Source organism: Luteimonas granuli (assembly GCF_007795095.1).
GTDB lineage: Bacteria > Pseudomonadota > Gammaproteobacteria > Xanthomonadales > Xanthomonadaceae > Luteimonas > Luteimonas granuli.
Genome location: NZ_CP042218.1, coordinates 2,776,072 through 2,800,195, shown reverse-complemented (window position 1 = coordinate 2,800,195; position 24,124 = coordinate 2,776,072). Strand labels below are relative to the sequence as shown.

Below are 24,124 nucleotides of genomic sequence, written 5' to 3'. Positions count from 1 at the left end.
AATGGCGGCCGAGTACGGTGAGTATTCCATCGAGTGCTTTCTGGCGTACTCACCGCACCCCAGCAATGTAGACTCAAGCCACAAATGCACAGGGGGCTACCGTGTCTACCATCACCAAACTGCGAATTGATATCTCTGAAGGAACTATTGAGGCAGAAGGTTCTGAGTCGTTCGTGTTGGCGGTATATGAGGATTTCAAACAACAACTAGCCGATAAGGCGCCAAGCGCAACGCGACAAGAGCGCAGCGCTGAAGAAAAACCCGCCGCACCAGCTCAGAAGACCGCACGCAAATCGAAAAAGGCTGCATCGAACGGTAGCTCGCCGAAACCGAAGGCCAAGTCCAAGGGCGGCGGCCCGACCATGCTCAAGGATCTTGACCTTAGTAGCGGGAAGCAAGGTCGTCTGAAGGACTTTCACGCACAGTTCGATGCTAAAAGCGCGCCAGATCATAATTTGATCTTCGTTTACTTTCTCCAATACAAGCTCGGCATTACGGGAATCACTGAAAACCACGTTTACACGTGCTACCGCGATGTCGGAGTCAAGGTTCCTGGGGCTTTTAGGCAAAGCCTCTTCAACACAGCCAATCGCAATGGATGGCTTGATACATCGGACATGGAAAACATCGTCGTGAGCACGCGAGGCATGAACCATTTGGAACATGACTTCCCGAAGAAGGCCAAGGCGTGAAGGAGTCTTTAGAGGCGTTTGCGTTGCAGATTCCAGATGGAGGCAGCAAGGCGCCTGCGGAGCTCATTAGCTACTTTGTCTATTCTTGACGATTGTGGAGCAGGAGGAAGCGGCGTCTCCTGCTGGCGTTGCCAGATGTTTTGAGCTGCTTCGTATTCCCCCCTTTCGAACATTCGGGCGTACTTGTCGAAGAATTCGAAGCGAGGGGCAAAACAACAATTCATCAAGGCAAAGGTGGGCGTTCCGCCAAGATCATCTCCAATGACGTAAGGAGAATCTTGGAGGACAAGCTCGGAGTGCGGAATAGCGCTGCACATCCTTCAACGGTGGTCATCACGGAAGTGAAGGCCACCGACTTCATCCTTCTCGTCGAGAACGTTGTAGTCAAATACTAAAAATGGGGCTGGCCACGCGCCCTTAGAACGTGGCAGCCCCGCCGCCCCGTCTCAGGCGACACCGTACGAACTGCGCTTCGCACTTCGTCCACGACCCGTACAAGGCCCGTAGCGAGGTGCGCCTAATTCCTCTGGACCGCAAATACGATCAGTTGCCACCTAATAGGCCCGACCCCGGGCGCGTGTTGGTGATGGTTTTGGGGCGGAAGCGGGTTGTTCTTGTTCGCAGCGATTTCGTCACCACAGGCGCCACACCGGTAGATGCCTGAGTTGTGAGCGATTGTTCCTGGCGCCAGCAAGGCGTCGAACGCCGTGCTGTCGTTGTGCTGCAGGAACCCCGCATATTTGAAACTGGCCACGAGCGTTCCTCGAAATTAGGCAGCCGTTGCCTTCTTCGCATCCAGTCCAGCCAGATGGATTAGTTCCTCGGCCACGAGTCGAATACCTGCGCGCAACGGATCGATGTCAGTAACGCGGGCGTTGTAACGACGATTATGGGCCGAGAGATCACCGAGACGCTTGAAGTCTTTGAGCGCCCGCATTCCAAGCTTGCTCACAAAAATGGACTTGTCGCTTTCCAATCGGTCCACCAAATCGCTGAGGGGGGAGGAATTGTCCGTCCTTTCGAATGTCGCCCGCGCGACCCACATGTTCATAGACCTCGATGATGAGTGTCTCCAGCAGGCGTCGGCACATCACAGCGCAGCAATCATAGAGGCCGCCGTCAAAGCTCTTGTTGATCTGATCGACGACACGCTCAATGTATCCGCGCGTACCGCTGACGAGCGCCATCGGAACGATGCTGTCGCTGACCGGCAACTCCTTCGGTCCAAGATAGTCACTGTAAGAAACATCTAGCGCACGCCTGGCGGCTGGGCGGAGCGCCCACCCGCCCTTGCATGCCGCCGTTCGGCGATCCAACCGCAGCGCATTGTCGAGGCGCGACACGTTCTGCTGAGGATGCCCTCCCGAATGGAGGACGCTAGCAATCTCCCTGGCAGTCATGCCCACGGTCTGGTCACCACTACCGGCGAACCACAAGAGCGCAATGGCGCGATCCAGCTGCGTCTTGCATACCGGGTCTACCCGCAAGAGAAAATCAACAGGAGTCACTTCCTACCTCGCTCTACCTTTACAGCGCCTTCCATGCGCTCCAGTCCTGCTCGCAGAAGCCCTTGGCGATGGTGATTGCCCGAGAAATCTGCGACGGGTTTAGGACGATCTGACCACCGGGACGTGCCTGCAGCCAGCTCGCACCTGCGATTCCGCGCGTCGGGTTGTTATCGCGAGAGTTGATTGCGGCAAGAACGCTCTGCGCTTGAGCCTGGGTCACCGAACCCAGCGCTGCATGGCGCGACCACAGGCAAAGAATGGTCGCCGCTACGACGATTGGCGGGAGCGCCTTCACCCCGCGAGCGGGAAGTTCCTTCCTCATCTTTTCCCAGTGGTGCGGATCGAGGCGCAAGTACGGATCGTTCGGCGTCGGATCGCAAGCACCAATAAGAACATCCAAATCGACGCTCAGTTCCTTGGCGAATTTGTTGATCGGCTCCGCGACCGGGGTATTCCGCGCCATTGTTTCGACGACCGATCCGCCGGCCGCTGGCCCAGCAAGCACCGGGGACACAGGTGCGGCTTGCAGCAGCGAAGACGATCCGGAGTTGATTGCGGCGAAGACCGCGTTCCAGAGGGCGGCGTCTTCGACCTCAGCCACCACAACCTCGTTCGCTCTCAGCACGACGGACATGCGCGCCTTGAGCACCTTTTCCTTCGCCGAATCGAATTCCTCGGCCTTGCCTTGCATGAGCGGTCTCCAAGATAGCGTGGAGGCACCATGAGGGACACGAGGTGCTTTTGTCAACATTACGACTTTTGAAATGTCTTATTATGCGACGCCGCATTAGTCATGCTCTATATCTCACTGTTTTTCCGAAGCTTTTTCTAACCGCCATCGAAACGCAACCGGCGACATTTCATACCGCCCGCCCAACGCGCGGATCGGAACGCGATTGGCAAGGCTGGGTTCGAGTCCCACCTTCGGTGAGGGGACGCTCTGTTGAGGTGCGGAAAGGGCAACAGCAGCCGCGACGTCGACGCCAAGGTCGAGGTCGAAGTCGGGGACGGTCTGGTCGTCATGGGCAGCAGCGGCTCGACGAGCGCGCGACCGCTCTTGATCTTGTTCTTGATCTTCGTCCCGAAGCCGGAGGACACCGGAGCCCGTCCCGCGCGCAGGGGGTGTGCGGACAGCCGGCCATGGATGGCCGGCGGCCGGCAGTGGCAGCAGGACGCGGAGACTGCCGGGGGAGCACACCCCCTGCGCGCGGGACGGGCAGCGCGGCTCACAACGGAGCGACCCCCACCCGCCTCGTTCCCACGCGACCCGCGTCGGTTATGTAGGAATTCTCTGACCCGGTTTACAGGGCAGCGCCGATATTCCATGGCGGCCCACCAGACGATCCTGTGCCGACCGGCAGCACAGCGCCCCACGGATGGAGCGCCGCCTCGATGGACCTTCGGCCGCGGCAACCGCCGCGGTGCTGGGCCGGCACCCCTCCCCCCTGCTTCGTACCCGGCAGCGCTCCGCACGCCACGCACGCCGCACGCCATACGCCACACGCGGGCTACCATCGCCACACGCGGGCTACCATCGCCGCATGTGCCTGATCGCGCTCGCCTGGCAGCACCATCCCCGCTGGCCCCTGGCCATCGCCGCCAACCGCGACGAGGCGCATGCGCGCCCGACCGCGGCCGCCGGCCTCGATCCGGACGCGCCGTCCGTGTATGGCGGCCGCGACCTCGTGCAGGGCGGAAGCTGGCTCCAGGTCTCGACCTCCGGACGACTGGCCGCAGTGACCAACGTCCGCAACGGCCTACGCGCCGCGGCCGCCCCGCGTTCGCGCGGCTGGCTGGTCCGCGACTTCGTCCGGGGCACCGGGCCGGCCTCCGTCTTCGCGGAGGCCATCGGCGCGGACGCCGACGCGTACGGCCCGTTCAATCTCCTGGCCTTCGACGGAGCCACGCTGGCGTTCGCCAGCAACCAGCCGCGGCCTACGCACGCCAAGGTATCGCCGGGCCTCCACGCGATGTCCAACGGTGCCTTCGACGCGGCCTGGCCCAAGAGCACGCTGGCCACGCGCGCACTGGAGACCTGGCTCGCATCGCCCCTGGCGCTGGAGGATCCGCGGGCGGCACCCGACGCGCTGGAACCGATGTTCCGCGCGCTCGCCGACACCTCGGTGGCGCCCGACGAGGCTCTGCCTGACACGGGCGTCGGCCTCGAACTGGAGCGGGCGCTGTCACCGCCCTTCGTCCGCGGCGAGGCCTACGGCACACGCTCCAGCACGATCGTGCTGGCCGGAGACGACGGCTTCGTGTTCGCCGAGCGGCGCTTCGGCCCGGGCGCGGATCTGCTCGGTACCAGCCACGCCTTCGTGCCGCGCCCGGTCGTCTGATCGGCGCGGCGGCTACATATGTGAAAGGCCCAGTCGGCCAGGATGCCCCGGTCGGCTGAGCCTCTCGTTGCCGAAGCGATTGCGTAGGGCTTGTCGGCCTTTCCGCTTTTTCTTCGACGATGCGACATTAGCGCAGGCGGTGTTACGCGGACGTCAATCCACCCGACCGTCCGTCGGCGGCGCGGGCCAGGGCCACCACCCGCGCCCGGTCAGTGCGTAGCGATCGGCGGCGCGCTCGAAGCGGTTGCGCACACCGATGCCCCCGCAGAGGAAGTACAGCGGAAGGAACAGCGGCCCCAGCGCCATGTACTGCAGCACGTGGGCGCGCTCATGGTCGGCGAGCCGCACCGCGGGCTGCACGCAAAGCCCGGCACGATGCGCGTAGGTCAGGCAGTCGCAGTCGATGCTCTCGCCCGTGTGCAGCACCACGTTGCCGAGCGTGAGCGCGCCGCCCGGCCCCCAGGGCACGCCATCGAACACCAGTGCGAGGTCCCGGCGGCGCAGCGCCGCGCGCGCTCCGAAGGGCAGCGCGGCCAGGCCCACGACCAGGCCGGGCAGCGTATTGGGCAGCGCCCAGAGCATGCCGAGCGAGGCCGCGGCCAGCCGCAGCGCGCGCATCCCGGCGCTCAGCCGTCCTCGGGCATCAGCAGCCACAGCACCAGATAGACGAGGATGCCGGGGAACGCGGCCGACAGCACCGAGAACACCACGTACAGCACGCGCAGCAGCGTCGAGCTCCAGCCGAAGCGGCGCGCGATACCGCCGACCACGCCCGCGAGCACGCGGTCGTCGATCGGCCTGCTCAACCCGCGCCGCGCTTCGCTCATCGCTGTGCCAGCCAGTCGTGGATCGCCTCGGGCACCTGCTTCTGCGCCCGGCTGGACACATAGATGCCGATGTGGCCGCCGCGGAATGCGAGCTCCGAGTAGTCGCGGCTGCCGACCAGGTCGCGCAGCGGCTTCGACGCCGACGGCGGCACGAGGTGGTCCTGCTCGGCGTAGATGTTGAGCACCGGCATCTCGACCAGGCCCAGGTGCACCTCGCGCCCGCCGATCTCGATGCCGCCGTTCACGAAGCCATTGCCGTGGTAGTACATCGTGATGAACTGGCGGAAGGCCTCGCCGGCCTGGTCGGGCGAATCGAAGATCCACTTTTCCATGCGCAGGAAATCCTCCAGCGCTTCCTTGTCGTCGAGGATGTCGGTCATGCCCACGTACTTCTGCACGAACAGCCGCCAGGGCTTGAGCGTGAGGTAGCAGAAGTTCATCAGGTCCGCGGGCACGTTGCCCAGGGTGTCGACGAACAGGTCCACGTCCATCGAGCGGGTCCAGCTGGACAGCATGTTGTCCGGCGTGTGGAAGTCCACCGGCGTGACCATGGTGATCAGGTTGCGCACCTTGCCGGGATTGAGCGCGGCGTAGGTGAGCGAGAAGGCGCCGCCCTGGCAGATACCGAGCAGATTGATCGCATCCAGCCCATGCGCCTCGCGCAGGTGGTCCACGGCGCCGCCGAGGAAGCGCTCGATGTAGTCCTCCAGGGTGAGGAAGCGGTCGGAGCGGTCGGGATAGCCCCAGTCGATGATGTAGACATCTTCGCCGCGCGCCAGCAGCTGCCGCACCAGCGATTTGTTGTCCTGCAGGTCGACCATGTAAGGGCGGTTGACCAGAGCGTAGGCGATGAGCAGCGGCACGCGCGCAGTGGGAGCGCGATCGCCGACGTAGCGGTAGAGGACGACCTTGCCGTCCCGCCAGACCTCTTCCCTGGCGGTGGCGCCGAAGTCGACGTCCTCGACGTCGCGCAGGACCTGCAAACCGGAGGCGAGCTTCTGCTGCAGGCGGATCGCCTCTTCGGCTAGCCCGGCCGGGGTGATGTTGAGTGGACCGTACATGTCAACGCTTCCCCTTCTTCGCGGCCTTCGCGGCCTTCGCGGCCTTCGGGGCCTTCGGGGCCTTCGGGGCCTTCGCGACCTTCGCAGTCTTCTGGGCCTTGGCTGCCTTGGCTGCCTTGGCGACCTTCTTCGCGACCTTCTTCGCGGCCTGCTTCTTCCGCGGCTTCGGCGCCAGCGGCTCGGGCGCGCGCGGCACGGTGCCGGCGATGGCGCCGCCGAAGCTCCGGGCGGTCGACGCACCGTCCTTCTTCTTCTTCGCCGCCGGCCTTGCCGCGGCGGGTTCCGTCCGGGTGGGGGGCGCCGCCGCGGCCCGGGCCGCGCCCGCATCGGCGCGCCGTCCGGTCGACGCCGGTGCGGCGGCAGCGGACGGGCGGTGCGTTCCGCCGTTCCCGCCCTGCGCCACCGCGTCGCGGAGCGCGCGCACCTCGCGCTCGAGCCGGGCGAGCTTGCGGTGCGCGCCGTCGAGCTCGCTGCGCGTGGGCATGCCCAGCTGCGCGCAGGCATCTTCGACCATGCGCTGGACGCCGCCGCGGACCCGCATCTGCGCATTCACCAGCCGGCCATAGACCTCGCCGAACTCCGGCGACAGCGCGATCCCGGCATACGCCTCCTCCGCCGCGTCGATCCACAGGTCGAACAGCGCACGCGCGGTCTGCAGCTGACGGCCGGGCTCCTCGTGATCGGCGAGCTTGGATTCGAAGATCGTGAACGCTTCCTGCTGGGCCTTGAGCAGCAGCGCGTTGTAGGCGCTGGAGGCCTGATGGTATTCGGCCAGGTGGACCGCCATCGCCTGCATCCGCTCCTGCTGTTCGCGGCCGGGGCCGAAGGCCGGCAGCCTGAGCCAGGACAGGCCCTCGTCGCGGAGCGACTCGAGCCAGGGCGAAGCATCCTCGACCCATTGCTCCAGGCCCTGCAGGCCGTGGCCGCGCAGCGTGCGCAGCATTTCCGGGAACGGATTCTCGCCGGTGGCGCCCAGCGCCTCCTTCCAGGCGCGGGCGACATCGGCGGCGGAGGATTCCTGGCCGGCGAAACGCGCCGCGACCTCCTGCATGCGCCCGAACCAGTGCCTGGCCTGGCTGTTGAAGTGCGCCAGCGCGTCGTTGGCCTCCGTGCGGCCGCCGTGGGCCAGCCGCGACCACCAGTCCAGGGAGTCGCGCCAGGCCTCGGCGCCAAAGGGCGGCTGCTGCGGCCCGCCCATTCCCGGGATCGTTCCGGTGCCCGGCACCGCGCTGCGCAGCGCATCGCCCCAGGCGGCCCAGTAGCGCCGCGCCAGCGACTCGAAATCGTCCCCAGGATTGCCCGACATCGTGCGCCTCCGTCCGTTCGCTCCGATCATAGCAACCGTGTGCGACGACGCGAACGCCGCTCAGGGCTTGGGAATGCGCAGCGTCTTGCTGATCATCAGCGAGCCCGACAGCGCGTACACCAGCACCAGCGGATGCAGCTGCCAGGGACCGAGCTGCCACTCGCCGAACCAGATGTCGGCCCCGATCGCACCCTGCCAGGCGGCCACTGCCAGCAGCAGGACGATCAGGACGCTGGTCGGGATCGGCGTGCCTTCGAAGTACTTCACCTTGTCGCCGCCGTCGGCCAGGGTCTCGGCGGTGACGTTGTAGCGTGCCAGGCGGCTGACGCCGCAGACCACGAACCCGCTCAGCACGACCCAGTCCCAGCCGCCCTGGAGGCCACAGGCATAGCCGAGCGCCGCCGGCGCGACCCCGAAGGAGATGACGTCGGCCAGCGAGTCGAGCTCGCGACCGAGGGTGGAGGCGACCTTGCGCCAGCGCGCGATGCGTCCATCGAGGGCGTCGAACACGAGGGCCAGCGGCACCAGCGCCATGCCCAGCATCAGGTCGCGGATGCCGGTGGCGCCCGCGCCTTCCTGCAGGTAACGCATGGCGGCGAAGATCGCGCCGGTGCCGCAGAAGGCGTTGGCGAGGGTGAACCAGTCCGCGAGCTGGAAGTCGCGGAGCATCGAGAAATGGCGCTCGCGGGTCATCGGCGGCCCCGTCGCAGGAGGAGACGCCAGCATGCCAAACCCGCCGTCATGACGGGAGCAGTCCCGGTCCGCGGCGGCGTCCGCCTCAGCGCGGCATGGCCAGATGCGACGCGTCCATCGCTGCCGCCCCGCGCGGCGTCGCGTCGATCACCGCGTCCGCCGGCAGCGGGGCGCCGTCCAGATGCGCATCGATGCGGTCCAGCGCCTCGTACACATAGGGAAGCAGCGGCAGGTAGCGGGCACCGTAGTCGGGCAGCGCCAGGAAGCCGTCGAAGTGCTGGACGTTGCGCACCTGCCAGAAGCGCACGTCGCGGCCCGCGGCGCGCGCATGCGCGACCCAGGGCGCGCTGCTGAAGGCGACCGGGATCAGGCCGTCGTCGAGTCCGTGCACCACGACCACCGGCAGCCCGGCGCGCGGCGGCGCGGCGCGGGTGGCCGCGATGCCGGCGCGCACGCGGTCGGCACCGGCACCCTCGCCCGTCCACAGCCCGCGCAGGCACTGCAGGCCCTTCAGCGCCAGGTCGGGCGGTGCCAGGCCGGCATCGATCAGGCCCACGCCCGAGCCCGGAGGGATGCCGCTGGCGTCCGACCACCAGGCCGCGCGCTCGGCGGCCGTGGCGCGCCGCGGCAGGAAGTCCGTGCCCTGCGCGGCGAACGAGAAGCCGCAGGGGCCCTCGCCCACGCCATGCCGGCCATAAGCGTTGGCATAGGTCGCGGCCACCGAGCGCCAGAGGTCGAAGCCGGCGGAGAGCGCGCCGGCGCGGAGCGCGCCTTCGGTCCAGCCGGCGGCCAGCAGCATGTCGCGGGCCCGGACCGCCCGGGTCGCGGTGTCGGCGCCCGGCAGGACCCCGTCGGCCGCCAGCGAGTCGCAGCGCGCCGCATAGAGGGGCCGCACCTGGTCGAGCAGCGGCGGCTGCGGCAGGCCGTCCATCGCCAGCAGCGCGCAGGGCATCAGCAGCGCGGCCTCGGTGGTGTAGTCGTAGAGCGCGCGCGCGCCCGGGGCGTCGACGTGCACATTGGGCTCGCCCGCGACCACGGCGTCGAGCCAGTCGCCCTCGAGCTCGGCCGCGCGCAGCACCGCGCCACCGCCGTTGGAGATCCCGACCGCGATCACGCGGGTGTTGTCGAAGGTGAAGGGCGCCTGCGCCGGCAGGGCCTCGTCCAGCGCGTGCAGGGCGAACTCCGCGGCCTGCTTCACGTGCCGCCCCCAGTCGGCCTCCGGGTTGTCTTTCGAATGAGCATGTTTGAAGGCGACGCCGCCCGCCCCTTCGGGCGCCTCGGGCGCGAAGGCGATGCCGGCGGCGTCGCCGGCCACCGCGCGGCCATCGGGCCCGAAGCCGATGCCGGCGTCGAGATCGAAGTAATCGCTGCCGGCACCCTTGTCGGTATAGGCCACCGCGCAGCCGCGCGGCAGGCCCCAGGCGCCGGCGACCGCGATCGCTCCGTAGATGCCACGCGAACCCGAGGATGCCGTCACCACGACACAGCGCCTGGCCGCATCGAAGGCGTCGGGGAGTTGCAGCAGGACGCGGTGCGGGTGGATGGCACCGGGCACCGTGGCATAGGCGGAGAACTCGCGGCCGGGGACGTCGGCGACGCTGCCGTAGAGCGCGCCGTAACCGCCCGCGGGGCCGAGGTCGGCGATGCCGCGCCAGTTGCTCCACAGCGCGCGGCGCCGCAGTTCGGCGGGGGTCGGCGCTTCGGCGTCGGCGAAGTCCGGCGGCGCCATCCGGCGCAGGCCGTCGATGCCGAGTCCGGCGGTGAGCAGGTCGTCGCCGTCGCGATGGATCGTGCTGCGCGGGTGTTCGAACACGATGGCCTCCCTCGTCGCCCCGTCGGCCGTGGTCGAAGCGCAACCTGCGCCCGCGGCGATGGCCAGCGCGGCGGCGACCGCGAGGAAACGCGCGCGCGGCGCGGTCAGGCGATGGTGCTGTCGATGGCGCACGTGCGCCTCCTCTGGATGCCGGGAACGACCGCACCGTAGCAGCCGGGTCCGGCGCCGGCATCGTACTTTGGTACGCAGGGACGCGCCGCATGGATTTGCTACCGTGGCTTTCCACCCCATGCCCCTGCCCGCCATGACCGACACCTTCCTTTCCGGCCGCACCGCGCTGGTGACCGGCAGCACGTCCGGCATCGGCCTCGCCATCGCCTGTTCGCTCGCGGCGGCCGGCGCGCGGGTGGCGATCAACGGGCTGGGGGACGAGGCGCAGATCCAGGCCGCGCTCGATGCGGTCCGCGAGGCCGGCGGCGGCGAGGTCCGCCATTTCGACGCCAACCTTCTCGACCCCGAGGCGATCGCGAAGATGATGGCCGACATCGACGGCTGGTCTCCGGTCGACGTGCTGGTCAACAACGCCGGCATCCAGCACGCCGTGCCGCTGGCGGAGATGCCGGTCGGAAAGTGGGACGCGATCATCGCCATCAACCTCAGCGCCGCCTTCCACACCATGCGCCTGGCGATGCCGGGCATGGCCGTGCGAGGCTTCGGCCGCGTGGTCAACATCGCATCGGTGCACGGACTGGTGGCATCGAAGGACAAGGCGCCCTACGTCGCCAGCAAGCACGGCATCGTCGGCCTGTCCAAGGTCGCGGCGCTGGAATACGCCACCGCCGGCAGCCGCGACTCGGGCGGCGTCACGGTCAACTGCATCTGCCCGGGCTGGGTGGAGACGCCGCTGATCGAGCCGCAGATCGAGGCCCGCCGCGACGGCGGCGGCCGCGAGGACGGCGTGCGCGCGCTGCTGGCCGAGAAGCAGCCGAGCCTGCGCATGACCCTCCCCGGGGAGATCGGCGCGATCGCCGCGTGGCTGTGCCGGCGGGAAGCACACAACGTCACCGGCGCGTCGTTCCCGGTCGACGGCGGCTGGACCGCGCAGTAGGTCCATCCGGCGCGCGACGCATGACCACCCTGCTCATCGCCGACGACCATCCGCTGTTCCGCGCGGCCCTGCGCGGCGCCGCGGTCGAGGCCGAGGCCGGCACGCGGATCATCGAGGCCGGCACCCTGGACGACACCCTGGCCGCGCTCGAATCGCAGTCCGACATCGACCTGGTGCTGCTCGACCTGCACATGCCCGGCAACCACGGCCTGGCCGGCCTGGCGGCGCTGCGCGCCCGGTTCCCGGCGGTCGCGGTGGTGCTGGTCTCGGCCAACGAGGATCCCCTGGTGGTGCGGCGTGCGCTCGACCATGGCGCCGCCGGCTACATCCCCAAGAGCGCCGGCCTGGACGAGATGCGCGACGCCATCCGCACCGTGCTGGCCTGCGAGGAATGGCTGCCGCCGGCGCTGCGCGGCGCGGTGGCGCGCGCCGAGTCCGCGCCGGGCGACACCGACCTCGCCGCGCGCCTGGCCAGCCTGACGCCGCAGCAGTTCCGGGTGCTGGGGTTCGTGGCCGAAGGCCTGCTCAACAAGCAGATCGCCGACCGGCTGGACGTGCAGGAGCGCACGGTGAAGGCGCACCTGTCGGCGATCTTCGAGAAGCTCGGCGTGCGCAATCGCACCCAGGCCGGCGTGATCCTGCGCGGGCTGGAGCTCAGCGATCCGGCGCGACAGGTGGACGGCGCCGGCTGAGGCCCCTCAGGCGCGCGAGAATTTCCAGGACTGCATGCGCCCGTCGCGGTACGGCATCACGCCGTGGAAGGCGCGCGGGTCGTCGTCGAACACCAGCGGCACGAAGTGGCGGTCACCCTCCCAGAGCGGCAGGTCGAGCACGCGGTCGACGTCGACCCACTCCAGCGTGCCCTCGGGGTTCGACGCCGGCGGCGTGCCGGTGAAGCGCGTCACGAGGAAGACGAAGGCGAACCAGTCTTCCCCCTGCTTGCCGAAGCCGGGCCAGCTGATGGTGCCGCGCAACCGCATGTCCTCGCAGTCGATCGCGGCTTCCTCGCGGATCTCGCGGCGCATGCCGGCGAGCGCATCCTCGTGGGGCTCGAGCTTGCCGCCCAGGCCGTTGTACTTGCCGAGGTGCTGGTCGCCGGGGCGTGCGTTGCGGTGGATCATCAGCACGCGACGGCGGTCGGGCGACAGCACATAGCCGAGCGTGGCCAGGATCGGGGTATAGGGCATGGGCAAGGAGATGCGACGGAGCCGGCCATTGTAGGACGCCCGGCGCCGGGGCTCAGTCCGAAGGCCTGATCCGCATGCGCCCGAGCACGGACTTCAGGGCCAGCGGACGCACCGGCTTCTGCAGCAGGCCGAGGCCATGCTCCGCGACTTCACGGCGGACGGCATCGGTGGCGTCGGCGCTGAGCACAAGCGCGGGCACGGCACCATGGCGTGCCGACAGCCGCTTCCAGGCGTCGATTCCGGTGTCGCCGTCGTCGAGGTGATAGTCCAGCAGCCACAGGTCGGCCGGCCGCGCGGCCTGGGCGGCGAGCGCGGCATCCCCGTCGGCAAGCGTATCGACGCTGCAGCCCCAGCCCTGCAGGAGGCCTGCGAGCGAGGCCAGCGCCATCCGGTCGTTGTCCAGCACCAGCACGTGCGCACCGGCCAGCCCTGCGCGCGCCGCGGGAACGCTCCCGGTGCCCGCGGGCGCCGCCACCGAAGGCAGCGCGATGGCGAAGGCCGTGCCCACCTCCGGCCGGCTGCGCAGCTCCACCCGCGAGCCCAGCAGCCGCGCGATGCGCTCGGCGATCGACAGACCAAGCCCCAGCCCCTGCCCGGCCACGCCCTCGCCGCGGCGGAACTCCTCGAAGATCAGCGTCTGCTGCGCCGGCTCGATGCCCGGCCCGGTGTCGTGTACCTCGATGCTCACGCGGCCCTCGAGGCGGCGCACGCCCAGCAGCACGCGGCCGCTGGCGGTGTAGCGCACGGCGTTGGCGAGGAAGTTCTGCAGCACCCGGCGCAGCAGCTGGGGATCGCTGTGGATCCATGCGCTGCTGGCAACGTGGCCGAAGTCCAGGCCACGGTCGGCCGCGAGGGCGCGGAATTCCGAGGCCAGGGGTTCGAGCACCTCGGCGAGCGGAAAGTCGCGCGGCTGCGGCACCAGCCCGCCGGCTTCAAGCCGTGCCATGTCGAAGAGTCCGGTCAGCAGGTCGGTGGTGGAGTCCAGCGCGCCGCGGATCTGCGCCAGTGAATCCCGGTAGCGATCGTCCGTCCGCTCCGCCAGCGCATCGGTGAACAGCTGCGCGGCGTGCAGCGGCTGCAGCAGGTCATGCCCCACCGCGGTCAGGAAGCGGCTCTTGGCCTCGTTGGCCCGTTCGGCCTCGCGTCGCGCCTGATCGAGGCTGGCGGTGCGCTCCCCGACCCGCTGCTCCAGGGTTTCGTTGCTGCGCTTGAGCTCGGCCTCGGTGCGACGGAAGGCGGTGACGTCGGTGAACGTGGCGACGAAACCACCCCCCGGCATGGGGTTTCCGCGGATCTCGACGATGCCGCCGTGGGGAAAGACGCGCTCGCTGACGTAGGGCGTGCCCGCGCGCATGTGCCGCAGGCGCTTGTCCGACTCCGGGTTGGCGCGCCCTTCGGCGCCTTCCACCAGCCCGCGGCCCAGGTTGTGTCGCACCAGCTCCGCCACCGGCACACCGATGCGCAGCAGGCCCGGCGGATAGTCGAACAGTTCCGCGTAGCGGCGGTTCCAGGCCACCAGGCGCAGTTCGTGGTCCACCACGCTGATGCCCTGGCTCATGTTCTCCAGCGCCGCCTCCAGCACGCGCTGATTGAAGCGCAGGTCCTGCGAGGCTTCACCGACGATCTCGGCCACGGTGTCGAGATCGGGTCCGGCCTCGCGGCGGGCGGCGTCGAGCAGCAGTCGCGCCGAGGCACTGCCCAGCACCGCCGCCAGCTCGCGCTCGAAGCGCGCCTCGATCGCCGACGGCACGGGTCCGCTGGCCGGCGCGCCGCGCAGCAGCTCATCGACGGTGCGCGCGGGCAGGAAGCGCCGCCCGGCCTGGCGCAGCGTGCGCAGGTCGGAGCCGCGGGCCACGTCGCGATCGGGCGCGGAAAGCCAGGCCGAGAGCACCAGCGTGGCGGCGATGCCCACGAACAGGCTGGCGCCCACCGCGCGCCCGAGGCGGCTCCATCCGGTCAGCCCGAACAGCGTGTCGGGGGCCAGCCAGGCGATGCCGCGGGGCCCGGCGGCCAGCCACTCGGGGTCGCTGCCGGCCAGTTCCACCAGCATCGGCGACAGGGTCACCCAGCCCCAGGCCAGGAAGGCCGCCACCACGCCCCAGGTGGCCGCCGTCGCCGGCGTGCGGGTCCGCCAGACCGCGCAGAACAGCGCCGGCGCGAGGGTGGCCAGGGCCGAGAACGACACCGCGCCGACATCGGCCAGGGCTTCGCTGCCGGCGATGACCCGACTGTAGGCCCAGGCCAGCAGCATCACCGCCAGGATGCCGGCGCGGCGCAGCGCCAGCAGCGCGCCGCGATGATCCCCGCCTTCGCGGCCCACCGCCCAGGCGCCGCGCAGCAGGCCGGGCGCGAACCAGTGGTTGCCGATCATCAGGCTCAGCGCCAGGGTGCTGACCACGACCATGCCGGTGGCGGCGCTGAGTCCTCCGAGGAAGGCGAACAGCGCCAGGCTCTCGTGGCCAAGCGCCGCCGGCAGCGCCAGTGCGTACATGTCCGAGGGCACGCCGTCGCCGAGGATGGCCATGCCCGCCCGCGCCAGCGGCAGCGTGGGCAGGGCGATCAGCACCAGGTACAGCGGGAACTGCCAGCGCGCCGTGCGCACATCGTCCTCGTCCCGGCACTCGACCACGGCGACATGGAACTGGTGCGGCAGGATGAACATCGCCAGCGCGCCCAGCAGCACCAGCGGGACGAAGCCGCCCACGGGCTCGGGCGGCGAAGGCCGCGCCGCCACGTCGAACTCCCCCAGGCCGAACCAGACCAGCGCCCCGAGCGCGAGCATGGCCAGCAGCTTGAACAGCGACTCGAAGGCCATCGCCAGCACGAGGCCGCGATTGTGCTCGGCGGCGCTGGCCCGACGGGTGCCGAAGGCCGCCGCGAACACCGCCATCGCCAGCGCCACGTACAGCGCGCCGTCGCGCCACGGAGCGACCGCGGCCGCGACATCGCCGCCATCGGTCGTGAGCGTGGCGAAGCTCATCGTCACCGCCTTCAGCTGCAGCGCGATGTAGGGAACCATGCCCAGCAGCGCCACCAGGGTGACCACCGCCGCCAGCCACGGGTCCTTGCCCAGGCGGGTGGCGATGAGGTCGGCGATCGAGGTGGCGTTGCTCTCGCGCGCCAGCCGCACCAGGCGCAGCATGAACGCGAAGGCGACGATGTAGAAGACGATCGCGCCGAGGAAGGTCGGCGGCAGCGGCCAGCCGTAGCGCGCGGCCTGGGTAACGGTGCCGTAGAAGGTCCAGGACGTGCAGTGCACCGCCAGCGACAGCGCGTACACGTGGCGCCAGTGGCGTGCGAGCGCGCCCGGCCGGCGCTCGGCGTAGACCGCCACGCCGAACAGCAGGGCCAGCCACAGCGCCGCCGCCGCGACCACCACGCCGACGCTCAGCATTGCCCCATGATCCCCATCCGCGCGTCTTCAGGCGTACGGGACGAGCTTAGCGCAGCGGCGGGCCGAAGCCCGCCGCTGCCTGTTCAACGGATGCCCGCGACGGCTCAGAAGCTGTAGCGCGCGGTCAGGCTGTACTGGCGCGGCGGGCCGTAGAAGCCGGTCAGGATGCCCAGCGCCGCGATGTTGTAGCCGGTGGTGCGGTATTCCTTGTCGGCGAGGTTGGTGCCCTGGAGCGAAAAGCTCCAGGCGTCGTTGGCGCGCCAGATCACACCGGCGTTGACCAGGCCGTAACCCCCCTGCCTGATGTCCTCGGACAGGTCGGTGGTCGGGTAGACCTCGCTCTGATAGGCGTAGCTGACGCGGGCCGACAGGTTGCCGCCGTTGGCCAGGTCGGTGCGCCATTCGACGTTCAGCGCGCCGGAGAACTCCGGGGCGTTGGTGAACACCTGGGAGTCGGCGACGTTGGCGCCGGCGCTGATGAACTCGTCGTACTCGGTGTCCAGCCACGCCAGGTTGCCGCTCACCACCCAGTTGTCGTTCGGCAGCCACTGGTACTCGGCCTCGACGCCGTTGACCGTGCCCTTGCCGGCGTTGGTGAAGTCGCCCAGGAAGGCGTCGTCCACGCCGTCGCCGTTCGAGTCGTAGCCGGTGAACACCGACAGCTGGATGTCCTCGTACTTGTTGTGGAACGCGGAGAGGTTCAGGAACAGGCGCTGGTCCAGCAGCCCCATCTTCGCGCCCACTTCGAAGCTGTCCACCGACTCGTCGTCGAAGGGCAGCAGCGTGTGCGGCACCGCGCTGTTGGCGCGGATGTTGTAGCCGCCGGACTTGAAGCCGCGCGAGGCCAGGCCGTAGACCAGCACGTCGGGGTTGACCTGGTAGCCCAGCGAGACCTTCGGCGAGACGTTGCTGAAGTCGACGGTCTTGTCGAAGTCGGCCGGAGTGGCGATCACGGTGTCGAAGTTCGCGCTCGAGTACGCGCGGTTCAGCACGACCGCATGCTTCTCCTCATCGGTGTAGCGGGCGCCGAGGTCGAGGCTCCACTTCTCGGTGAGGTCGATGCTCCAGTCGGCGTACAGCGCGATGCTCTCGGTGAACACCGTGCCGCGGGTGTCGCCGAACGACATGTTCAGGAAGTTGTTCAGCACCTGGCCGCCGGCTTCGCCGTCGAAGTGGTAGAAGCCGACCACGCCGCGCATCCTGCCGCCGGCGTCGTAGTTGACCTGCAGCTCGTTGCTGACCTGTTCGTCGCTGTAGAATGCGAGCACGTCGACGATGCGGTTGGGCAGCATGTCGAAGTCGATGTTGGTCTCGGTGTCGGACTCGCGCTTGGCCAGGACGTACTTCAGCGAGTAGTCGTCGTTCACGCGCCAGTTGAAGGTCGCCGAAGCACCCTTCATCGAGGTGTCATTGACGTTGGGCATGCCGCTGCGGATGTCGTAGCGGTCGCCCAGCGGCTGCTGGCCGGAGCCGCGGCCCGGATCGATGACGAAGTCGAGCGGGTTCGGGGCGAGCATCTTGCCGCCGCGCACGCCGGACTGGTCGTCCATCCAGTCGAACGCGAACTGGATGTCGATGTCGTCGCTGACGTACGCGCCAAGCTGGACGCGCGCCGCGAGGATCTCCTTGTCGCTGACCTGCTGCCCGGTGAGCCTGTTCTCGCCATAGCCGTCGCGGTTCAGGCTGGCCACCGCCACGCGCGCGCGCAGGGCGTCGCTGCTGCCGAGCGATCCGCCGTAAGCGGCCTTCACGTCGAGCTGGTTGTGGTTTCCGACCGTCATCGAGGCGAAGCCGTCGGCCTGCGCCGGCAGCCCGCGCGAGATGTACTTGATCGCGCCGCCGATGGTGTTCTTTCCGTACAGCGTGCCCTGCGGGCCGCGCAGCACTTCGACCCGCTCGACGTCGAACACGTCCAGCAGCGCGCCCTGCGGGCGGGCGATGTAGACGTCGTCGAGATAGATGCCGACGCCGGGGTCCACGCCCCAGAGCGGGTCCGCCTGGCCGATGCCGCGGATGTAGGCGGTCACCGTGCTGCTCGAGCCGCGCGCCGCGTAGATGGTGGTGTTGGGCACCTGCGAGGCGACGTCGCCGATGTCCTGGATGTTCAGCTTCTCGATGGCCTCCGGGGTGAAGGCCGTGACCGCCACCGGGACTTCCTGCAGCGTCTCCTCCCGCTTGCGCGCGGTGACGGTGATCCCGCCGAGGGTGGTGGCCCCGCGGGACTGGGCCGCTTCCGCGGTGGCGCCGGAGTCGTCGGTGGCGCCGGTGGCGTCCTGGGCGAAGGCCACGGACGACGACAGCCCGAGGGCGATCGCCAGGCTCAGTGCGGTGTGCGGGATCTTGGCTCGCTTCATCGTGTTCCCCTCGGAATATGCATGCACGCGCGGCGGATGCCGCCTCGATCGCAAGCCTAGGGGCCGCACCGGCAGGTGGGCATCGTACCTTCGGACAATGTGCCGGGACGGAAGCCGGCGGGAACACTGTCAGCCGTGGAGTCGTGCGCCGCACGATGGCTGGGGTCCGTTGATGTCGTTCCTGATCGTGCTCGCCGCGCTGGTCTTCCTGATGTATGTCGCCTACCGCGGCCACAGCGTGATCCTGTTCGCCCCGATCGCCGCACTGGGCGCCGTGCTGCTCACCGACCCGTCGCTGGTGGCACCGATGTTCACCGGGCTTTTCATGGACAAGATGGTCGGGTTCCTGAAGCTGTACTTCCCGGTCTTCCTGCTCGGCGCGGTGTTCGGCAAGCTGGTCGAGATTTCCGGCTTCTCCAAGTCGATCGTCGCCGCGACCATCCGCGTGGTCGGCGCCCAGCGGGCGATGCTCTCGATCGTGATCGTCTGCGCCCTGCTCACGTACGGCGGCGTGTCTCTGTTCGTGGTCGTGTTCGCGGTGTATCCGTTCGCGGCCGAACTGTTCCGCCAGGGCGACATCCCCAAGCGGCTGATCCCCGGCACCATCGCGCTGGGCGCCTTCACCTTCACCATGGACGCACTGCCCGGCACGCCGCAGATCCAGAACATCATCCCGACCGCGTTCTTCGGCACGGACACCTGGGCGGCGCCGGTACTCGGCACGCTGGGCGGCGTCTTCATCATCCTCTTCGGCCTCGCCTACCTGGAGTGGCGCCGGCGGACGGCGCTGCGGGCCGGCGAGGGCTACGGAGACCCCGGCACCCTTCTCAACGAGCCGGCGCCCTTCGCCGGCGACCGGCTCGCGCACCCCCTGGTCGCGCTCCTGCCGCTGGTGATGGTGGGCGTGTCCAACCTGGTGCTGACGCGGCTGATCCCGGGCTGGTACGGCGAAGCGCACAGCTTCATTCCCGCAGTGGTCGGCAACCCGGCGCCGGTGGTCCAGGAAGTCGCGAAGATCGCCGCCATCTGGGCGGTCATGGGCGCCTTGCTGATCGGCATCGCGACAGTACTGGCGTTCGCCTGGCGCAGCGTGTTCCGGCATTTCGCCGAAGGCACGAAGACGGCGATCGGCGGCGCGCTGCTGGCCTCGATGAACACCGCCTCGGAGTACGGCTTCGGCGCCGTGATCGCGGCCCTGCCCGGCTTCCTGGTGGTGGCCAACGCGCTGGGCGCCATCCCGAACCCGCTGGTCAACCAGGCGGTCACGGTCACCGCGCTGGCCGGCATCACCGGCTCGGCCTCGGGCGGCATGTCGATCGCGCTGGCGGCCATGGCCGAGACTTTCATGGCCAACGCCCAGGCGGCGGGCATTCCGATGGACGTGCTGCACCGCGTGGCCTCGATGGCCTCGGGCGGTATGGACACGCTGCCACACAACGGCGCCGTGATCACCCTGTTGGCGGTGACCGGCCTGACGCATCGCCAGGCCTACAAGGACATCTTCGCGATCACGATCATCAAGACCCTGGCGGTGTTCTTCATCATCGGCCTGTTCTACGCGACCGGCTGGGTCTGACGGGACGACGCGCTTCCGCGGCACGGAGAACGAGAGAGCCCCGTCGGCTCCGCGCTGCTCCCAGGTGCGCGCTGCCCACCGCGGCTGCAGGGGGGATGCCCGGCCGGATGAGTGCGCTTCCTGCTCCCAATCCGGCCGCCGGCCATCCTTGGCCGGCTCCGGGCATCCCCCCTGCAACCACGGCGGGCCCTACCTCCGGTCGCGGTCGGGGGAGAAGATCAAGAGCAACGAATGGACACTCCGCCGGCAGGCAACAAGATCGTCGACGTCGAAGCGGTCGGATCCTTATGGTTAGGAGCGGCCTTGGCCGCGACCGCTCCTGTCCCTGCCTTCTTCTCGCTCTTCCCTCTCGAAGCCGAAGAACGACGGAGCCCGTCCCGCGTACAGGGGGTGTGCGGACAGCCGGCCATGGATGGCCGGCGGCCGGCAGTGGCAGCAGGACGCGGAGACTGCCGGGGGAGCACACCCCCTGTGCGCGGGACGGGCTGCGCGCAGCCCCAACGAAGCGGCTCCTGGAAACGAAAAAGAGCGGGCCGAAGCCCGCTCTTTCGTCTCGGCGGTGCGCCCTTCGGCGCACCCGGAGCGCGCGGCTTACTCGGCCGGCGTGCCCTCGCCTTCCTCGACGGCCTTCATCGACAGGCGGATGCGGCCCTGCTTGTCGACTTCCAGCACCTTGACCTTGACCACGTCACCTTCCTTGAGCTTGTCGGAGACCTTCTCGACGCGCTCGTTGGAGATCTGCGAGACGTGCACCAGGCCGTCCTTGCCGGGGGAGATGGTGACGAACGCGCCGAAGTCCATCAGCTTGACGACCTTGCCCTCGTAGATGCGGCCCGGCTCGACGTCGGACGTGATCTGCTCGATGCGATCCTTGGCGGCCTTGCCGGCGGCGGCGTCGACCGAGGCGATCGTGATGGTGCCGTCGTCCTGGATGTCGATCTGGGTGCCGGTCTCCTTGGTGATCGCCTGGATGACCGAACCGCCCTTGCCGATGACCTCGCGGATCTTGTCGGGATGGATCTTGATGGTGATCAGGCGCGGCGCGAAGTCGGACAGCTCCGAACGCGCGGTGGTCAGCGCCTTCGACATCTCGCCGAGGATGTGCAGGCGGCCCTGCTTCGCCTGGGCCAGCGCCACCTTCATGATCTCTTCGGTGATGCCCTGGATCTTGATGTCCATCTGCAGTGCGGTGATGCCGCTTTCGGTGCCGGCCACCTTGAAGTCCATGTCGCCGAGGTGGTCCTCGTCGCCGAGGATGTCGGACAGGACGACGTACTCGTCTCCTTCCTTCACCAGGCCCATGGCGATGCCCGCCACCGGCGCCTTCACCGGCACGCCGGCGTCCATCAGCGCGAGCGAGGAGCCGCAGACCGAGGCCATCGACGAGGAGCCGTTCGACTCGGTGATCTCCGATACCACGCGGATGGTGTACGGGAAAGCTTCCATGCCGGGCATCATCGCCAGCACGCCGCGCTTGGCGAGGCGGCCGTGGCCGATCTCGCGGCGCTTCGGACCCATCATGCGGCCGGCTTCACCGACCGAGTACGGCGGGAAGTTGTAGTGGAACAGGAAGTGTTCCTTGTACTCGCCCCCGACGGCGTCGATGATCTGGCCGTCGCGCGCGGTACCGAGGGTCACGGCGACGATCGCCTGGGTCTCGCCGCGGGTGAACAGCGCCGAGCCGTGCACGCGCGGCAGGATGCCGACCTTGCACTCGATCGGGCGCACGGTATCCAGGGCGCGGCCGTCGATGCGGACCTTCGACTTCAGCACCGACTGGCGCATCGTCTGGTATTCCTGCTCGCTGAACTCCTTGGCCAGGTCGCCCGGGCTCCAGGCGTTCTCTTCGGCCTCGGCGGCAAGTGCTTCCAGGGCGTGCTTCTTCACCCCGGAAATCGTGTCGCGGCGCTCGAGCTTGTTGCGGATCTGGAAGGCGTCGGACAGGCGCTCGCCGATGGCGTTGCGCAGCGAGGCGACCAGACCTTCGTTGCGGGCCGGCGACTGCCAGTCCCACTTCGGCTTGCCGGCTTCGGCGACCAGTGCGTTGATGGCCTCGATGGCGACCTGCATCTGCTGGTGGCCGAACACCACGGCGCCGAGCATCACGTCCTCGGACAGCTCCTTCGCTTCCGACTCCACCATCAGCACCGCGTCGGCGGTGCCGGCGACGACCAGTTCGAGCTCGGAATCGACCAGTTCGCTGACCGTCGGGTTGAGCAGGTACTGCCCGCCCTTGTAGCCGACCTTGGCCGCGCCGATCGGGCCCTGGAACGGGGCGCCGGTGAGCGAGGTGGCGGCGGAGGCGCCGATCAGGGCGAGGATGTCGCCGTCGACCTCGGGATTGAGGCTCATCACCGTGGCGATGATCTGGACCTCGTTCCTGAAGTCGTCGGGGAACAGCGGGCGGATCGGGCGGTCGATCAGGCGCGAGGTCAGCGTCTCCTTCTCGGTCGCGCGGCCTTCGCGCTTGAAGAAGCCACCGGGGATGCGGCCGCCCGCGTAGAACTTCTCCTGGTAGTCGACGGTCAGCGGGAAGAAATCCTGCCCTTCACGGGCGGTCTTCGCCGCGACCGCGGTGACCAGCAGCACGGTGCCGTCGCAGGAAACCATGACCGCGCCGCCGGCCTGGCGGGCGATCTCGCCGGTTTCGAGGGTGACGGTGCGATCACCGTACTGGAAGCTCTTGGTAACTTTTGCCACGTTGTGAATTCCTCGGTGCGTCTAGCGATGAACCGGCCGGGACCCATGCCCCGGGACGGGTGGCGCGCGCGGCGCGCCGAAAAAGAACCGCGGCGCATCTCTGCGCCGCGGCGGGTCTGGATCAGCGACGCAGGCCGAGCTTCTCGATCAGCGCCTTGTAGCGGGTGGCGTCCTTGCGGTGCAGGTAGTCGAGCAGGCTGCGGCGGCGGTTGACCATCTTCAGCAGGCCGCGGCGGCTGTGGTGGTCCTGCTTGTGGACCTTGAAGTGCTCGGTCAGCTGGACGATGCGCGCGGTGAGGAGCGCGACCTGGACTTCGGGCGAGCCGGTGTCGTTTTCGCCGCGCTTGTTGTCTTCGATGATCTTGCCGGTTTCGATGGACATCTGGGTTGTACCTTCTGGTGATGCGTGGACCGCAGGAACGCACCCATGCCGGACCGGCAGGCGCGCACCACGAGAACCGCCGCTTGCGATTGAAAACGCCTGGCGCCCGTGTCGGGCGCCAGAAGTGCCTGGAAAAGCTGCGGAATTGTAACGTGGCGCAGGCGCAGCGGACAAGGCGCGGGCCTCAGGCCTGCGTCGGGGGCCGCGGTGCCGGCGGCTGGGCGCAGGCCCAGCTGAACAGGCGCCGCGGACGCAGGCGACCCTCGTCGCCGACCAGGCCGAGGCCCAGGGCACGACCTCCGGGCCCGAACACCGCGACCTCCCGGCCGACGGGGGCGAGCACCCCGTCCACCCCTTGGCCATGGGCCAGGCGCGCGGCGCCAGCGGCGTCGACTTCGGCCCGCGGCCAGGCGTCCATGCCCGCCTCCAGCGGCAACAGGCAGGCCTCGAGGGCGCGCTCGCCCCGCGCGGCCAGGGCCTCCAGCTCGGCGAAGGTCCACATCCGCGGGTTCCTGAACGGGTCCACCCAGAGCCGGCGCAGCTCCGCCACGTGGGCACCGCAGCCCAGCGCCTCGCCCAGGTCGCGCACCAGGCTCCGGACATAGGTGCCCGAACCGCATTCCACCCGCAGCCGCAGGATGTTCCCCGGCGCAACGCCGTCCGTCGCGTCGAGCAGGTCCGCCGCGGACAGCAGGCTGAACGCATGCACGTCGACCTCGCGGGGTTCCACCTCGACCTGCTCGCCACGACGCGCCCGGGCGTACAGCGGTTCGCCGCCGCGCTTGAGCGCGGAGTAGATCGGCGGGCGCTGCCGGATGCGGCCGGTGAGCGCGCCCAGCGCAGCATCGATGGTGGCGATATCGAGCACAGGCACCGGACGCTCGCGCAGCAGCTGCCCGTCGGCGTCGTCAGTGTCGGTCACCTGTCCCAGGCGCGCGACAGTGTCGTACGCCTTGCGCGCTCCGAGCAGGCCGCCGGCGATCTTCGTCGCCTCGCCGAAGCACAGCGGCAGCAGGCCGGTGGCCAAGGGGTCGAGGCTGCCGGTGTGGCCACCCTTCTCCGCGCGGAACAGATGGCGCGCACGCTGCAGCGCCTGGTTGGAACTGGGCCCCCGCGGCTTGTCGAGCAGCAGGATGCCGTCGAGCTTGCGGAATTTCGTTCGCGGTCGGGCGGTCATCGGTTCATTGTAGGCGGAGGCGCGCCCGCCCCATCATGGCCGCCGG

General features: G+C 68.9%; 19 protein-coding genes. 5 read left to right on the top strand and 14 right to left on the bottom strand.

Annotated elements, in window-relative coordinates; genetic code table 11:
- Nucleotides 1-101: 101 nt before the first annotated feature.
- The gene (locus tag FPZ22_RS12995) at nucleotides 102-692 is read left to right on the top strand and encodes a hypothetical protein (protein WP_144893621.1); all 591 of its coding nucleotides are present in this window, start codon (nucleotides 102-104) and stop codon (nucleotides 690-692) included.
- Between the two features lie 769 nt (nucleotides 693-1,461).
- Here the strand turns inward: FPZ22_RS12995 and FPZ22_RS12985 are convergent.
- Nucleotides 1,462-1,743, bottom strand: a complete 282-nt coding sequence (locus tag FPZ22_RS12985; RefSeq protein ID WP_144893617.1) for a hypothetical protein — start codon at nucleotides 1,741-1,743, stop codon at nucleotides 1,462-1,464.
- A 476-nt stretch (nucleotides 1,744-2,219) separates the two neighbouring features.
- The gene (locus FPZ22_RS12980; RefSeq protein ID WP_144893615.1) at nucleotides 2,220-2,891 is read right to left on the bottom strand and encodes a tudor domain-containing protein; all 672 of its coding nucleotides are present in this window, start codon (nucleotides 2,889-2,891) and stop codon (nucleotides 2,220-2,222) included.
- 850 nt (nucleotides 2,892-3,741) lie between these two features.
- On the opposite strand from FPZ22_RS12980, the gene FPZ22_RS12975 reads away from it, so the two are divergent.
- On the top strand, nucleotides 3,742-4,539 hold the full coding sequence (locus FPZ22_RS12975) for an NRDE family protein (protein ID WP_144893613.1): 798 nt from the start codon (nucleotides 3,742-3,744) through the stop codon (nucleotides 4,537-4,539).
- A 153-nt stretch (nucleotides 4,540-4,692) separates the two neighbouring features.
- Here FPZ22_RS12975 and FPZ22_RS12970 read toward each other — a convergent pair whose 3' ends face one another.
- The 6 genes from FPZ22_RS12970 to FPZ22_RS12945 all read right to left on the bottom strand — a co-directional run bounded on the left by FPZ22_RS12970 (nucleotide 4,693) and on the right by FPZ22_RS12945 (nucleotide 10,371).
- Nucleotides 4,693-5,157 (bottom strand): hypothetical protein, encoded by a 465-nt coding sequence (locus FPZ22_RS12970; RefSeq protein ID WP_144893611.1) that lies wholly within the window; start codon nucleotides 5,155-5,157, stop codon nucleotides 4,693-4,695.
- A gap of 8 nt (nucleotides 5,158-5,165) precedes the next feature.
- Entirely contained in the window at nucleotides 5,166-5,366 is a 201-nt protein-coding gene (locus tag FPZ22_RS12965) for a PspC domain-containing protein (RefSeq protein WP_144893610.1), read from the bottom strand.
- A complete protein-coding gene (gene phaC / locus FPZ22_RS12960; protein ID WP_144893608.1) occupies nucleotides 5,363-6,427 on the bottom strand; it encodes a class III poly(R)-hydroxyalkanoic acid synthase subunit PhaC in 1,065 nt (354 codons plus the stop codon). Before phaC ends, FPZ22_RS12965 begins: the two co-directional genes overlap by 4 nt.
- Before the next feature lies 1 nt (nucleotide 6,428).
- Nucleotides 6,429-7,733 (bottom strand): class III poly(R)-hydroxyalkanoic acid synthase subunit PhaE, encoded by a 1,305-nt coding sequence (gene phaE, locus FPZ22_RS12955; RefSeq protein WP_168199011.1) that lies wholly within the window; start codon nucleotides 7,731-7,733, stop codon nucleotides 6,429-6,431.
- Nucleotides 7,734-7,793: 60 nt separating this feature from the next.
- Nucleotides 7,794-8,426: a CDP-alcohol phosphatidyltransferase family protein gene (locus FPZ22_RS12950; RefSeq protein ID WP_168199010.1), complete on the bottom strand. Its 633-nt coding sequence runs from the start codon at nucleotides 8,424-8,426 to the stop codon at nucleotides 7,794-7,796.
- Between the two features lie 85 nt (nucleotides 8,427-8,511).
- Nucleotides 8,512-10,371 carry a D-(-)-3-hydroxybutyrate oligomer hydrolase gene (locus tag FPZ22_RS12945; RefSeq protein WP_246120752.1) on the bottom strand — a complete coding sequence of 620 codons (1,860 nt, stop codon included), beginning with the start codon at nucleotides 10,369-10,371 and terminating at the stop codon, nucleotides 8,512-8,514.
- A gap of 103 nt (nucleotides 10,372-10,474) precedes the next feature.
- On the opposite strand from FPZ22_RS12945, the gene FPZ22_RS12940 reads away from it, so the two are divergent.
- Together FPZ22_RS12940 and FPZ22_RS12935 are read left to right on the top strand one after the other, a co-directional pair.
- Nucleotides 10,475-11,308 (top strand): 3-hydroxybutyrate dehydrogenase, encoded by an 834-nt coding sequence (locus tag FPZ22_RS12940; protein ID WP_281287414.1) that lies wholly within the window; start codon nucleotides 10,475-10,477, stop codon nucleotides 11,306-11,308.
- Nucleotides 11,309-11,328: 20 nt separating this feature from the next.
- Complete coding sequence (locus FPZ22_RS12935) at nucleotides 11,329-12,000, top strand: response regulator (RefSeq protein WP_144893603.1); 672 nt, start codon at nucleotides 11,329-11,331, stop codon at nucleotides 11,998-12,000.
- Between the two features lie 6 nt (nucleotides 12,001-12,006).
- On the opposite strand, the gene FPZ22_RS12930 is transcribed toward FPZ22_RS12935, so the two are convergent.
- From FPZ22_RS12930 to FPZ22_RS12920, 3 genes are all read right to left on the bottom strand, one after another.
- A complete protein-coding gene (locus FPZ22_RS12930; protein WP_144893601.1) occupies nucleotides 12,007-12,495 on the bottom strand; it encodes an NUDIX hydrolase in 489 nt (162 codons plus the stop codon).
- A 52-nt stretch (nucleotides 12,496-12,547) separates the two neighbouring features.
- On the bottom strand, nucleotides 12,548-15,889 hold the full coding sequence (locus tag FPZ22_RS12925) for a hybrid sensor histidine kinase/response regulator (RefSeq protein ID WP_144893599.1): 3,342 nt from the start codon (nucleotides 15,887-15,889) through the stop codon (nucleotides 12,548-12,550).
- Between the two features lie 104 nt (nucleotides 15,890-15,993).
- The gene (locus FPZ22_RS12920; protein ID WP_144893597.1) at nucleotides 15,994-18,243 is read right to left on the bottom strand and encodes a TonB-dependent receptor; all 2,250 of its coding nucleotides are present in this window, start codon (nucleotides 18,241-18,243) and stop codon (nucleotides 15,994-15,996) included.
- 172 nt (nucleotides 18,244-18,415) lie between these two features.
- Here FPZ22_RS12920 and FPZ22_RS12915 point away from each other — a divergent pair, with 172 nt between their 5' ends.
- Nucleotides 18,416-19,819 (top strand): GntP family permease, encoded by a 1,404-nt coding sequence (locus tag FPZ22_RS12915; protein ID WP_144893595.1) that lies wholly within the window; start codon nucleotides 18,416-18,418, stop codon nucleotides 19,817-19,819.
- 591 nt (nucleotides 19,820-20,410) lie between these two features.
- On the opposite strand, the gene pnp is transcribed toward FPZ22_RS12915, so the two are convergent.
- The 3 genes from pnp to truB form a co-directional block, all read right to left on the bottom strand.
- A complete protein-coding gene (gene pnp, locus FPZ22_RS12910) occupies nucleotides 20,411-22,519 on the bottom strand; it encodes a polyribonucleotide nucleotidyltransferase (RefSeq protein WP_144893593.1) in 2,109 nt (702 codons plus the stop codon).
- Between the two features lie 121 nt (nucleotides 22,520-22,640).
- Complete coding sequence (gene rpsO, locus FPZ22_RS12905) at nucleotides 22,641-22,901, bottom strand: 30S ribosomal protein S15 (RefSeq protein WP_144893591.1); 261 nt, start codon at nucleotides 22,899-22,901, stop codon at nucleotides 22,641-22,643.
- A 184-nt stretch (nucleotides 22,902-23,085) separates the two neighbouring features.
- A complete protein-coding gene (gene truB, locus FPZ22_RS12900) occupies nucleotides 23,086-24,078 on the bottom strand; it encodes a tRNA pseudouridine(55) synthase TruB (RefSeq protein WP_144893589.1) in 993 nt (330 codons plus the stop codon).
- Between the last annotated feature and the right edge of the window lie 46 nt (nucleotides 24,079-24,124).